Source organism: Sutcliffiella horikoshii (assembly GCF_008180725.1).
GTDB lineage: Bacteria > Bacillota > Bacilli > Bacillales > Bacillaceae_I > Sutcliffiella_A > Sutcliffiella_A horikoshii_B.
The window spans coordinates 249456-263193 of sequence record NZ_VTEV01000001.1; the positions used below are offsets into that span (position 1 = coordinate 249456).

14 protein-coding genes are annotated in these 13738 nt (G+C 40.7%); all 14 read right to left on the minus strand.

Annotated features, from left to right (window positions below; all coding sequences use genetic code 11):
* Window positions 1–135: 135 nt before the first annotated feature.
* The 14 genes from FZC76_RS01275 to rimP all read right to left on the minus strand — a co-directional run bounded on the left by FZC76_RS01275 (window position 136) and on the right by rimP (window position 12980).
* On the minus strand, window positions 136–381 hold the full coding sequence (locus FZC76_RS01275) for a YlmC/YmxH family sporulation protein (RefSeq protein WP_010193298.1): 246 nt from the start codon (window positions 379–381) through the stop codon (window positions 136–138).
* Between the two features lie 79 nt (window positions 382–460).
* A complete protein-coding gene (locus FZC76_RS01280; protein ID WP_148986454.1) occupies window positions 461–1705 on the minus strand; it encodes a M16 family metallopeptidase in 1245 nt (414 codons plus the stop codon).
* Between the two features lie 30 nt (window positions 1706–1735).
* The gene (locus FZC76_RS01285) at window positions 1736–2701 is read right to left on the minus strand and encodes a polysaccharide deacetylase family protein (RefSeq protein WP_148986455.1); all 966 of its coding nucleotides are present in this window, start codon (window positions 2699–2701) and stop codon (window positions 1736–1738) included.
* A 144-nt stretch (window positions 2702–2845) separates the two neighbouring features.
* The gene (gene pnp / locus FZC76_RS01290; protein WP_148986969.1) at window positions 2846–4963 is read right to left on the minus strand and encodes a polyribonucleotide nucleotidyltransferase; all 2118 of its coding nucleotides are present in this window, start codon (window positions 4961–4963) and stop codon (window positions 2846–2848) included.
* Between the two features lie 271 nt (window positions 4964–5234).
* Window positions 5235–5504, minus strand: a complete 270-nt coding sequence (gene rpsO, locus FZC76_RS01295) for a 30S ribosomal protein S15 (RefSeq protein ID WP_010193305.1) — start codon at window positions 5502–5504, stop codon at window positions 5235–5237.
* Between the two features lie 102 nt (window positions 5505–5606).
* A complete protein-coding gene (gene ribF, locus FZC76_RS01300) occupies window positions 5607–6578 on the minus strand; it encodes a bifunctional riboflavin kinase/FAD synthetase (RefSeq protein WP_148986456.1) in 972 nt (323 codons plus the stop codon).
* 49 nt (window positions 6579–6627) lie between these two features.
* A complete protein-coding gene (truB, locus tag FZC76_RS01305) occupies window positions 6628–7539 on the minus strand; it encodes a tRNA pseudouridine(55) synthase TruB (RefSeq protein ID WP_148986458.1) in 912 nt (303 codons plus the stop codon).
* Window positions 7540–7865: 326 nt separating this feature from the next.
* Window positions 7866–8231, minus strand: a complete 366-nt coding sequence (gene rbfA, locus FZC76_RS01310; protein ID WP_060665936.1) for a 30S ribosome-binding factor RbfA — start codon at window positions 8229–8231, stop codon at window positions 7866–7868.
* Between the two features lie 13 nt (window positions 8232–8244).
* Window positions 8245–8523 carry a DUF503 domain-containing protein gene (locus FZC76_RS01315; protein ID WP_148986460.1) on the minus strand — a complete coding sequence of 93 codons (279 nt, stop codon included), beginning with the start codon at window positions 8521–8523 and terminating at the stop codon, window positions 8245–8247.
* Window positions 8520–10676 carry a translation initiation factor IF-2 gene (gene infB, locus FZC76_RS01320; RefSeq protein WP_148986461.1) on the minus strand — a complete coding sequence of 719 codons (2157 nt, stop codon included), beginning with the start codon at window positions 10674–10676 and terminating at the stop codon, window positions 8520–8522. The genes FZC76_RS01315 and infB overlap by 4 nt, the downstream gene beginning before the upstream one ends.
* Window positions 10677–10693: 17 nt before the next feature.
* The gene (locus FZC76_RS01325) at window positions 10694–10993 is read right to left on the minus strand and encodes a YlxQ family RNA-binding protein (RefSeq protein ID WP_060665933.1); all 300 of its coding nucleotides are present in this window, start codon (window positions 10991–10993) and stop codon (window positions 10694–10696) included.
* Window positions 10986–11273 carry an RNase P modulator RnpM gene (rnpM, locus tag FZC76_RS01330; RefSeq protein WP_148986464.1) on the minus strand — a complete coding sequence of 96 codons (288 nt, stop codon included), beginning with the start codon at window positions 11271–11273 and terminating at the stop codon, window positions 10986–10988. The genes FZC76_RS01325 and rnpM overlap by 8 nt, the downstream gene beginning before the upstream one ends.
* A 22-nt stretch (window positions 11274–11295) precedes the next feature.
* Window positions 11296–12420, minus strand: a complete 1125-nt coding sequence (gene nusA / locus FZC76_RS01335) for a transcription termination factor NusA (protein ID WP_148986466.1) — start codon at window positions 12418–12420, stop codon at window positions 11296–11298.
* A gap of 89 nt (window positions 12421–12509) precedes the next feature.
* A complete protein-coding gene (gene rimP, locus FZC76_RS01340; RefSeq protein WP_148986970.1) occupies window positions 12510–12980 on the minus strand; it encodes a ribosome maturation factor RimP in 471 nt (156 codons plus the stop codon).
* Window positions 12981–13738 lie beyond the last annotated feature (758 nt).

The window sequence follows — 13738 nt, forward strand, 5'->3', positions numbered from 1 at the left end:
TACTACCGAAACCAGTGTAATTCCTGCCGTTCGGGCTTATAGAAGCCTTCTATACTACCGAAACCAGTATAATCCCTCCCGTTCGGGCTTATAGAAGCTCTGAATACAAAAAAGACTCAGCTCGCGCCAAGTCATTTACTCTTCCTCTTCAGGAATATCAATAATAATCATATCTGTACCAATCTTTTTAATGTGATTCCACGGTACACGAATATCACTGCCTTCTTTCTTCAATCCGAACCATTTCAATGAAGGAATGATGAGGGAACGTATCTCACCGGTATTTTCGTTGATCTCTAGATCAGTATGACCGAGTATGCCTAGACGTTCTGCCCGTTTCACATCGACTATTTCCTTTCCGCTCATTTCACTTAACCTCATATAAAAAACACCTCCTATAATATCTATATTAGAAGGCGTCCAAAAAAAAACCTGCCATTAGAAAATGGCAGGCAGCATATTATTTTTCTTGAATTGATTTGGGCATTTCGCCGCTAGGGCTGATCAAAGCAACTGAATATTCATCTGTAAAAATCTTGGTTGCCAAGTTATTGACAGATTCCTCTGTGATACTATTGATTCTTTCTAATATATCATCAAGGGAGCGATGTCTTCCTAGGAGAAGCTCATTCTTTCCGTTTCTGCTCATCCGACTATTTGTGCTCTCAAGACTCAACATAAGACTGCCTTTAATTTGTTCTTTACTGTTAACCAGCTCTTTTTTTGTAATACCGTCGCGTTTAAGCGTGTTAAGTGTTTGCTGGATAGTTTCAAACAACAGATCTAATTGGTTGCTGCCAGTTCCACCATAAATGGTAAGCATCCCGTTGTCTTGGAAGGTAGAGTGGTAGGAATAGACGGAATATGCAAGTCCGCGTTCCTCCCTTACATCTTGGAAAAGACGACTGCTCATACTGCCGCCAAGAACATTGTTCAATACAATCAAATTGTAAATATCTTTATCCCCAATTTGAAGCCCGTCGTAACCAATGCAGAGATGAGCCTGTTCAGTCGTTTTCTTTTTTGCGATTCGTCCGGTTTCAAAGGAAGGTTTTACATACTCACGCTTAGAGTGACCAGTTTCATAACTTCCAAATAAATTTTCAATCTCTTTGACAAATGACTCATCAATATTACCAGCTACAGAAATGACTACATTGTCAGGAGTATAGGTTTCCTTCATATATTCACGCAATGTACTGCCGTTAAAGGCAGATAACGTTTCTTCCGTTCCTAATATCGGATAACCTAACGGATGGTTTCCGTAGGATGCTCTTGCCAATACGTCATGAACGATATCATCTGGTGCATCTTCATACATTTTGATTTCCTCGTACACAACATTTTTTTCTTTTTTCAATTCTTCTTCATCAAAGATTGAATGGAAAAACATATCTGCTAAAACGCCAAGTGCATAGGAAGAATGTTCATCCATCACTTTTGCGTAATAACATGTGTATTCCTTTGATGTGAAAGCATTAACCTGCCCTCCGATTGAATCGAAAGCCTCAGCAATTTCACGTGCATTTTTTGTTTCTGTTCCTTTAAAAAACATATGCTCAAGGAAATGCGATACTCCATTGTTAACGTTATCTTCATTCCGTGAACCCGTACCAATCCATACGCCAATCGCAACCGAGCGGACATGTGGAATATTTTCTAAAACGATTCTTACTCCGTTTGAACATGTATGTTTAGTAAGCAACGATAATCCTCCTATTCAAGTTTGCCAAATCTAGTTGTGATGAACAATTCTTTCTTCGCTTAGAAGAGAAGAAACCGTTCCTAGTTCAAGCCCTTTATCTTTTATGGATGTAATAAGAGTTTCCAAACTGTTTGCTGTTGATGGTGTAGGATGCATAAGAACCATTGCTCCTGGATGGATCTTGCCCATCACTCGATTAATGAGTACATTAGGTTCTGGCTTTTGCCAATCAATGGTGTCTACACTCCACATGATGGTCCCTAATTTCATTTCATGGGCGATGTTTACTACCTCATCACGATAGCTTCCACTAGGTGGTGCAAACCAAGTGACTTTACTGCCAGAGATCGCCTCAATAACTTCATTAGTTTTTAAAAGCTGTTCCCTGACTGCGGTACTTCCTAATGTTTTCATATTAGGATGAGTGTAGGAATGATTGCCTACTTCATGTCCAGCATCTATAATCATTTTAGCCATTGAAGGGTTTTCTTTAACCCATCTACCCTCAAGAAAAAAGGTTGCACTTACCCCATGATTTTTCAAAGTTTCTAGCATCCCTGGAATATGCTCATTTCCCCAAGCGACATTTATCAGGAACGAAACCATCGGCTTTTCAGGGTGCCCCCGATAAATTGGAGAAGGTGGTAAGTCAGAGAGGTGGATCTTCGGTGGTAATTGCTGCATGACGAGCTTTTCCTCGTCAAATTCACCGCTCTTTTTCATGTTTTTATAAGAAGCTTCAAGATCGACTTTTAATCCGTTAAGTCCCGGTTGAGCCTTCCAGATCTTATCTATCTTAGCATCTTGTGGGGCAACTTCATAAGCAGCCGCCTTTTCTTCAATCTCCACATAGAGTGCATCCTTTTTCTTGGCAACTTCTGCAATATCGTTAGAAAGGACAGAAGCTATATCACCCTGAAATGGTTGACTCACCGTGTTATATGTAAAAAATGCAATAATAACAAATGCCAACACTTGAAACGTACTTCTTTTCATTCTACCCACTCCTTCCTACTTAAAATTTATGTAGGAAGTGGACAAGGTAGAACAAATAAAGCTTGTTGCTTACCATCCCCCAATAATTAAATTTAAATGGGGGAGGTACTGCAAAAAGCCCGGCGGTCAAACCAGGCTCCTATCTTAGGACATTTGTTCGTTTTTTTCTTTTTGCTCTTTTAAAAGGACTTTTCTAGAAAGATTTACTCTTCCCTGCTTGTCAATTTCCATTACTTTTACAAGAACTTCTTCCCCAAGTTTCACAACATCTTCTACTTGTTTTACGCGTTCTTCTGCAAGTTCGGAAATGTGGACTAGACCGTCTTTACCACTGAATAGCTCGACAAATGCACCGAATTTTTCAATGCGTTTTACTTTACCCATGTAGATTTCGCCCACCTGGACTTCGCGTACGATATCTTCGATGATTTTTTTCGCTTTTTCATTCATCTCCATATTAATGGAAGAGATAAATACTGTTCCATCTTGTTCGATGTCAATTTTCACTCCGGTTTCTTCAATAATCTTATTGATTTGTTTACCGCTTGGTCCAATAACATCGCGAATCTTATCAGGGTTAATGCTCATCATCAAGATCTTTGGTGCATAAGGAGAAAGCTCTTTGCGAGACTCATCAATTGTCGCAAGCATAGAATCAAGAATATGCATTCGTCCAATTTTAGCTTGCTGAAGCGCTTCTTCTAGGATAGCACGGGAAAGACCTTCAATTTTAATGTCCATTTGCAGTGCTGTTACACCCTTAGCGGTACCAGCAACCTTAAAGTCCATATCTCCAAGGTGATCTTCCATCCCTTGAATATCGGAAAGAACTGTATAATGCTCACCTTTTTTAATTAATCCCATTGCGATACCCGCTACTGGAGCTTTAATAGGTACACCAGCATCCATCATCGCAAGTGTACTTGCACAGATACTAGCTTGAGAAGTGGAACCATTAGACTCAAGAACTTCTGATACAAGACGTACCGTATATGGGAAGTCTTTCTCGGAAGGAATAACTGGTTCAAGCGCTCGTTCCCCAAGTGCACCATGTCCGATTTCACGACGTCCAGGGCCTCTCGACGGTCCTGTTTCCCCAACACTGAATAATGGGAAATTATAGTGGTGCATAAAACGTTTTTCTTCTTCAATTCCAAGTCCGTCAAGAATCTGAACATCGCCTAGTGCTCCTAATGTACAGATACTTAAGGCTTGAGTTTGACCACGTGTAAACAGGCCGGAACCGTGAGTACGTGGCAACAGACCAACTTCAGAAGCAAGCGGACGGATCTGGTCGCTCTTACGTCCATCTGGGCGTACTTTATCTTCTGTAATAAGGCGTCTTACCTCTTCTTTTACTAGCATGCTTAGGATTTCGTTAACCTGCTTCAGAACATCAGCTTCTACTTCTTGCTCTTCATAGCGTTCAAGAACTTCTGCCTTTACTTCTTTGATAGCAGCTTCACGTGCGTGTTTTTCAAAGACTTGAACAGCTTTTGTCATCTTTTCTTCAGCAAGTGCACGAATTTCATGTTCAAGGTTTTTATCTACTTCATAAAGAGTAACTTCTGTTTTTTCTTTACCTACTGCTTGTACAATTTCTTCTTGGAAAGCAATCAAACGTTTGATTTCGTTATGACCAAACATGATTGCTTCTAACATTACTTCTTCCGGAACTTCATCAGCACCAGCTTCCACCATGTTGATTGCATCTTTCGTTCCAGCTACAACCAGGTTGATATCACTCTTTTCAAGCTGTTCAACATTAGGATTAATAACGAACTCGTCGTTGATTCTTCCTACTGTTACACCTGCAATCGGACCTTGGAAAGGAATATCGGAAACAGAAAGCGCCAAGGAAGAACCAAACATCGCTGCCATTTCGGATGAACAGTTCTGATCCACACTCATCACAATGCTGATAACTTGTACTTCGTTACGGAAACCATCAGCAAAAAGCGGACGAATTGGACGGTCAATCAAGCGGCTTGCCAATACAGCCTTCTCACTTGGACGTCCTTCTCGCTTGATGAATCCACCTGGAATTTTACCTACTGCATATAATCTCTCTTCATAGTTAACTGTTAATGGAAAGAAATCTAATTTCTTCGGTTCTTTTGAAGCGGTTGCAGTACTCAGAACAGCCGTATCTCCGTAGCGGACCATCACTGCTCCGTTTGCTTGCTTTGCCAATTGTCCCACTTCTACCGTCAGGTTTCTTCCAGCCCAGTCGATAGAAAAGACTTGTTTATCTTGTCCCATGAGTTCGTTTAACCCCTCTCTAGCTTTCATATGTATTGACCTTCTTCTCCTACCTGCATCCTTTCAACGGGATGTTAATTAGTAGAACAGTCTATGTGAAAATAAGTTTTAGTATTATGTATAGTATGAACGAAATAACTACTACATATCAATAGAATTCCAGCATGTATAGTAAAAAAATCGCTTTTTTAAAGGAATATCAGCAATTTTTGAAAATAACTTCTAAAATACTAATAAAAAAGCGGGAATTCTCCCGCTTTTTCTGACAAACTTATCGACGTAAACCTAATTTGTTGATTAGTTCACGGTAACGAGTTACATCCTTGTTACGTAGGTAAGTTAGTAAGTTACGACGCTTACCAACCATTTTCAATAGACCACGACGTGAGTGGTGATCTTTCTTGTGAGTACGTAAATGCTCGTTCAGGTTGTTGATCTGTTCTGTTAGGACAGCGATCTGAACTTCTGGAGATCCAGTGTCAGATTCGTGAGTTCTGAACTCGTTGATAAGTTCTTGTTTACGCTCTTGTGTAATAGCCATCCTATTCACCTCCTTAATAGTAAAAACCCCTATTACCGAGCAAGCGTTGGTGATTCGACTTGCCAAGCAATGGTTTTAGTACGTTTAATAGCATACCTCTTTTTAAGTCAAAAAGCAAGTATCGTGTAGGTTTTTTTGAAAATAGTCTTCTGCAATTCCCTTGTCTTTTCTAATCTGAGCAACAAGTGCATCAATCCCTGAAAACTTCTTTTCTTCCCTTATACAATTATGCCATTCTATTATTACTTCAGCACCATAGATCTGCTGATCAAAATTTAACAGATGTACTTCGATGGACGGAAGTTTTTCTTTATCTTGCTTGTGGAAAGTCGGTTTATATCCGACATTGCACACGCCATTTAACCATTGATCATTCACATACATTCGCACAGTGTAGACACCGGTTCTAGGAATAACATAGTCATCATCAAGCACAACATTGGCAGTAGGGAATCCAATGGTCCTGCCCCGTTTTTCTCCGTGACCGACTTTTCCTCGTACTTGATAATATCTTCCCAAAGTATCTCGCAAATCATTAACTTTTCCTTCCTTCAATTGTTCTCTTATGAAGGTGGAACTTACTTTCAGGTCATTTGTTGTATATTTCTCCACAACAGTCTGATCAAATTGTTGTCTGGAATGAAACGGCAGTGTCTCCATTGTCCCTTTACCAAGACTGCCATAGGAATAATCAAATCCAGCTACTACATGTTTGATATTAAGCCCAATAATATATTGATCTACAAAGTCCTGCGGTACAAGCGATGCGAAGGACATGTCAAATTTAACCACATAAAGAATGTCCACCCCTAATGATTCAAGAAGTCTTATCTTTTCGGAAAGAGGGGTTATATAACGGACATGCTGGACAGTTTTTCTTAAAACGACAGAAGGATGCGGATCGAGCGTCATTACTGCGCTTGCAGTTCCTAGTTCTTTCGCTTTTTCCAGTGCACTCTTTATGACTTTTTGATGTCCAAGATGAATACCATCGAAAAACCCGAGAGCGACTGTCGCAGGGATACACTCTTCTTTTGTAAGAGAATGGGGATGCTCCAAATACGTAACTTTCATCAATTATCACCTAAATCTCAATTAATCATGCAAGACCAATATACGCCAATCAGCCGTGAAAAACTTTTTTCGGCTTCATCAGCCCTGGCTTTGAAGGATGTTTCATATAGATGGCCAAGCATTTATTATCGTGGAAAACACTAAAGTATTGATTTGTATCACTGATATTCTCCGGATACGGTAAAACCGCACCATTATACACTTTCTCTGCTACTTTATCACTAATTTCCAACTTAGGCAATGAACTTAGTGCTTCTTCCATTGGCAGCAAATGTTCTTCTACAGCTCCCTGCTCAGCCAACTCACTTAGCTGTTCTAGCGTAATTGCATGGTCAATGGTGAAGTTACCTGAAGTTATTCGCGTCAAATAGGACATATGTGCAGGATATCCGAGCAGCTCTCCTATTTGTACAGCGAGGGTTCTGACATATGTACCTTTACTACAGTTTACTTGAAAGGAGAAACGAACTTGGCCCTTTTCTTCTTCATATGTAATATCGCTTGTCAGGAAAATATCATGAATCGTCACTTTTCTAGAAGGCCTGTCGATAACCTTTCCTTCTCTTGCATATTCATAAAGTTTTTTTCCTTTAATTTTTACTGCGGAGTACATGGGAGGTGTTTGTTCAATTTCTCCTTTTAACTGTTGAAGGGCGGAAAGTATTTTTTCTTTTGGTATAGGGTTGTCCACCTTTTTTTCTTCCACTACTTCTCCTGTCTGGTCTTCTGTTGTTGTTGCGGTACCAATGGTGACTTCAGCCACGTATGTTTTTTCTTCAGCAGTTAGAAATTCCACTACTTTGGTTGCCCTGCCGATACAGATAGGTAGCACTCCTGTCACTTCTGGATCTAGTGTGCCCGTGTGCCCGACTTTTTTTGTCTTTAATATCTTTCTTACTTTAAATACGCAGTCGTGTGAAGTGAAGCCTTTTGGTTTGTTTAAGATTAAAATGCCATCCATTTAGGCCACTCCTTTCATAAAATAATGTTCGTGTTAACACTCTGTAGATTTACGTTCCAGGTGTTCGCTTTCCGCGGGACGGACGTCTGCGGGGTCTCCAGCTAACGCTATCTCCCTCAGTAGTCTTCACCTTTTGCTCCAATCACCAGCTAGGTTTTATTAAAAACTTTCCGTTATCAATTTTTCAGTGGCCACCTTCGTTGCGGAGTCAGACACTTTGCACTTCAATCTACAGAGTAAGCTTTTTTTACGTTACTATCTAGTTCATTCCTATAAACACATGGAGTCAACAAAAAGGATAGACAAATGCTGCCTATCCTTTTCTTTTACTCTTCATCATCAGAATCAGAGTCTCTTTTATTCAATTCATGGATCAGGCTTTCGATGTGGTTTCCGTAAGCGATGGATTCGTCAAACTCGAAGAAAAGCTCTGGAGTTTTTCTTAGGCGAATTCTGCGTCCAATTTCACTGCGGATGAAGCCTTTTGCTTTTGCCAAGCCAATCAAAGTGTCTTGTCTTTTTTCATCGTCTCCAAGTACAGAGATGAAAACCTTGGCTTGTTGAAGATCTCCAGTAACCTGTACATCCGTTACTGTTACAAAGCCTACACGAGGGTCTTTGATTTTACGACCAATGATATCAGAAAGCTCTTTTTTCATTTGCTCTCCAACTCTGTTTGATCTGAGTGTCATACCTTTCACCCCTTTAAAGCCAATCAAGCGAAGTTTCTGCCCGCTCTATCTCTGGAAAAGAATCCAGGTAGTCGAGTACTTTTTGCAATTCTTTTTCGGTGATGGATTTGGATGAAGAGATGGATACTATTCCAATCTTCGTCCGTTGCCATACGTCTTGATGGTCAATCTCTGAGATGGAAATATTGAACCTTTGCTTCAGCCTCGTCATTACGCGCTGAAGGACTGCTCTTTTTTCCTTCAAAGATTGAGCATCATAGATCATACAGTCACACTCTATATATCCAATCATTTTCTTTCTATTTCTTGCATTACGTAAGCTTCGATGATGTCGCCTTCTTTAATGTCGTTAAAGTTCTTGATTGTTACACCACATTCGTAGTTTGTCGCAACTTCTTTTACATCATCTTTGAAACGCTTGAGTGTATCAAGTTCCCCTTCAAAAATAACGATTCCGTCACGGATTAGACGAATGCTGGAATCACGCGTAATTTTACCTTCTGTTACGTATGCACCTGCGATCGTTCCAACTTTTGAAACTTTAAATGTCTGGCGTACTTCTACTTGACCGATAACTTTTTCTTCAAATTCTGGGTCAAGCATACCTTTCATTGCCGCTTCAATTTCTTCAATCGCTTTATAGATGATACGGTGCAGACGGATGTCAACACTCTCAGCATCAGCTGTACGTTTCGCACCTGCATCAGGGCGAACGTTGAAACCAATGACAATCGCATTGGATGCAGAAGCAAGGATAATATCAGATTCTGTGATAGCTCCAACGCCAGTGTGAATGATTTTAACTTTAGCGCCTTCTACATCAATCTTCTGTAGGGAAGCAGCCATTGCTTCTACAGAACCTTGAACGTCGGCTTTCACAATCAAGTTGATTTCTTTCATTTCACCTTGCTTGATTTGTTCGAACAAGTCATCAAGTGTTACACGTGTCTTTTCGCTGCGTTGCTCTTGAAGTTGCTTTTGAGCACGTGCTTCCCCAACGTTACGAGCTGTTTTCTCATCAGCGAAGACCATGAAGTTGTCTCCAGCTTGTGGTACTTCATTTAGTCCAGTGATTTCCACTGGTGTAGATGGTCCAGCTTCTTTTACGCGGCGGCCAAGATCATTAACCATTGCACGAACACGACCGAACGTGTTACCTACTACGATTGGATCTCCGACACGTAGCGTACCTTTTTGAACTAGAAGGGTAGCTACGGAACCTCTACCTTTATCAAGCTGAGCTTCAATAACTGTTCCCTGTGCAGCACGTTTAGGATTAGCTTTATATTCTTCTACTTCAGATACAAGTAGGATCATTTCAAGCAATGTATCAATACCCTCTCCACTTAAAGCGGAAAGTGGTACAAAGATAGTATCTCCACCCCAAGCTTCTGACACTAAACCATGCTCTGTTAATTCCTGCATAACACGGTCAGGATTGGCAGCTTCTTTATCCATTTTGTTTACAGCGACTATGATTGGTACTTCTGCAGCTTTAGCATGGTTGATGGCTTCCACTGTTTGAGGCATAACACCGTCATCTGCTGCCACAACAAGGATGGTGATATCTGTAACTTGCGCTCCGCGGGAACGCATGGTTGTGAAGGCGGCATGTCCAGGAGTATCAAGGAACGTGATTTTTTTCCCTTGGTCCACTTCTACTTGGTATGCACCGATGTGCTGAGTGATACCACCAGCTTCACCTGCAGTTACCTTTGTATTACGGATGGAGTCAAGAAGTGTTGTTTTACCGTGGTCAACGTGACCCATGATCGTAACAACTGGAGGACGCTCTTCCATTACTTCTTCTGTATCTTCAGAATCGTAGCCCTCGAAATCGGTTACTTCAAAGATGATTTCCTCTTCCACTACCACATTGTACTCGCCAGCGATCAACTCGATAGAATCTTTATCAAGATCCTGGTTGATCGTCGCCATAACACCAAGCATTAAGAGCTTTTTGATGATTTCAGAAGGCTCTTTGTTTAGCTTGTTCGCCAATTCTCCAACTGTAAGGGAACCAGTGAATGTGATTTTAGAAGGTGTTTCTTTTTTCTTCACAGGTTGTGGCGGAGCTTGATGTTGTCCGCGGTTTTGATTTTGTTTATTGTTTTGTTTCTTTTTCCCTTTAGAGGAGTTATTGTTATTGCTGTTGTTATTGTTAAATGGCTTTTTAGGTGCAGAAGAGTTTTTGCCTTTTCCGCCTTGGTTGCCACCTTGAGATTGGTTGTTATTTTGTTTCTTAGGTGCAGAAGCAGTGTTTTGTGGTGCTGCTTTCTTTGGTGCTTCCGTTTTATTTGTGCCGTTCAATTTTTGGATCGTGTCGTCGTCTAATGTTGCCATATGGTTTGATACCTCAATATTCATTTCTTTTAGTTTTGTAATGACATCTTTACTTGATACGTTCTTTTGTTTAGCGTATTCGTACACGCGTAATTTCGTCATACATTCACCCCCAAAGATTAATCGAGCATGGTGAGTAGTTTGTTGGCGAACCCTTCATCAAGAATGGCGACCGAAACTCTCGCATCTTTTCCTATCGCTCGACCTAACTCATACCGATCGTCTACCGTTCTGATCGGTACGTTATAGTAAGTACATTTATCTTGTAATTTCTTCATCGTGTTGGCAGAAGCATCGCTAGCCAAAAGCACCAACTTCGCCTTGCCTGCCCTCACTTCTTTGATGACAAGTTCTTCCCCTGTTATGGTCTTTCTTGCTCTTGTTGCAAGACCGACAATGGATAGCCATTGATTATTCATGTGTTGAGTTATTCTCCGTTTCTACCAGCTGAAGTAATTCATCATACAATGAATCATCAATCGCTACTTCGAGGTGACGGGCTAGGATGTTTTTCTTTTTGGCAAGGAGGATGCTCTCCCTGTTTCTTGCAAGATATGCCCCTCGGCCTGATTTTTTCCCTGTAGGGTCAATTGAAACTTCGCCTTCTTTAGAACGGACGATACGAATCAATTCCTTTTTAGGCTTCAGTTCTTGAGTTGCCACACATTTCCGCATAGGGACCTTTTTGCGATTGTTCACCTGATTCACCTTCTTTTAAAAATCAGTCTTCAAAATTGTCATCGTCGTAGAATTCATTATCCATATCTTCTGTATCAGATTTTGATAAAGAAAGATTTGGGTAAATTCCTAGTTCTTCCGCTTCAGACTCACTCTTAATGTCGATTTTCCAACCTGTTAACTTAGCAGCAAGTCTCGCGTTTTGCCCACGTTTACCAATAGCCAAAGATAGTTGGTAATCAGGTACGATGACGGTTGTTGCCTTTTCTTCTTCATTAACTTGAACTTCCAGTACTTTAGAAGGACTTAGTGCATTGGCAACGAACTCTACAGGATCTTTTGACCATTTAACAATGTCAATTTTCTCTCCTTTTAATTCGTTCACAATCGCTTGCACCCTCTGTCCTTTCGGTCCAACACAAGCTCCTACAGGATCAATTTCCGGATTATCACAGTGAACGGAAATCTTTGAACGGTCTCCTGCTTCACGTGCAACGGACTTAATTTCTACAGTGCCATCATAAATTTCTGGAACTTCAAGTTCAAAAAGGCGTTTTAAAAGACCTGGATGAGAACGGGAAACAAAAATTTGTGGCCCTTTTGTGGTTTTTTCCACTTTAGTTAGGAACACTTTAATTCTATCATGAGGTTTGTAATGTTCATTAGGCATTTGCTCATTAACTGGCAACAATGCCTCAATTTTTCCAAGACTCACATAAATAAATTTAGAGTCTAGGCGTTGAACAATTCCTGTCATGATATCTTCTTCACGTTCGATATATTCAGAGTAGATGACTCCTCGTTCTGCTTCTCTTACTCGCTGCGTTACTACTTGCTTTGCTGTTTGCGCTGCAATACGACCGAAGTCTTTTGGTGTAACTTCAATCTCAAGTACATCATTCTCTTGGTAGTTTGGATTGATTTGACGCGCTTCCTGAACAGAAATCTCTAAACGAGAATCAAAAACCTCATCTACTACATCTTTTCTTGCGAATACGCGCATTGTTCCTGTTTCCAGGTTCATATCTACTCGTACATTTTGTGCTTGATTAAAGTTTCTTTTGTAAGCAGATATAAGTGCAGCCTCAATCGCTTCAATAATTACATCTTTGCTAATGCCCTTTTCCTTTTCCATCAGGGTTAAAGCATCAAATAACTCGCTGCTCATACAACCATGTCCCCCTTAAAATACCTATCATTCATAATTTTTTTAACCAATTACGTTTACGTTGATGCAATCGGTTTGTCTGGTTCTTTCTAGAACCTGACTGCCAAACGTGCTTTCGCTACTTTTGGATATGGAATGGAAATTTCCTTTTTACGTGTTTTTATAGTCATGGAGAGTTTAATTGTTTCTCCATCAAAATCCAGAAGATCACCTTCGAAGGACTTTAAGCCGTCGATAGGTTCATATGTTTTAATGTTGACATATTTACCGATCGATTTCTCGATGTCTTCCTTCTTCTTTAGAGGGCGCTCAGCACCAGGAGAGGAAACTTCTAGGAAATAGTTATGAGGAATAGGATCTAATTCATCAAGCTTTTCACTTAACTTTTCACTTACAGTCCCGCAATCCTCGATGTCGATACCGCCTTCTTTATCGACGAATACACGTAAAAACCAAGAGGACCCTTCTTTTACATACTCAATATCCACTAATTCAATATTCATTTCTTTTACGATGGGAAGAGCTAGTTCTTCCACCGTTTCTGTAACATTTTTGCTCATCATTTTCCTCCTTCGCAAGCGCGAGACGATGTCTTTAAAATCTGAACAAAAGACCCTGCCGATAAGCAGGGAATCATAAACAAGCAAGCTTATGTAACGCTGATACGAAAATCTAACATTCCCTTTTTTCTCAATGTCATGAAAAAACAAGGTTGCCAGAAAAAACGGGAATACAATACGAAAGAGTGGGTTTCCCCACTCTCTGCTAATTACCTGTATATAGCATTTCCAATGTAAATATATCATATCCCTATGGAATATGCAAATCTTTCTAGTGTTTTCAGGGGTTTCCGGCTCTGAACATCCCTCAAACTCCTGTTAACTTTCGTTCCAGGTGTTCACTTTCCTAGGGGCTGTGCTGGAGCCCCCTTGCTTCGTTGGAAGCCAATGAGAAAGTCTTAGATTTTAGAAATTGTTTAAACACCGCTGTTGATTTCCGCAAATGGCTCCGCTTTCCTAGGGTGTTGCTGGAGCCTCCTCGGCTTCGCCTGCGGGGTCTCCAGCTAACGCTATCTCCCTCAGGAGTCTTCGCCTTTTGCTCCAATCAACAGCTGGGAATCATTAAAAAACTTTACGTTATCAGTTTTTCAGTGGCCTCGCTTCGCCTGTGGGGTCTCCACCTAGCACTATCTCCCTCAGGTGTCTTAGCCTTTTGCTCCAATCACCAGCTCGAAATTACCAAGTACTATATCATATCAGTTTTTCAGTGGCCTCCGTCGTTGCGGGGACTCGACCTACCGCTACCTCCCGCCGGAGTC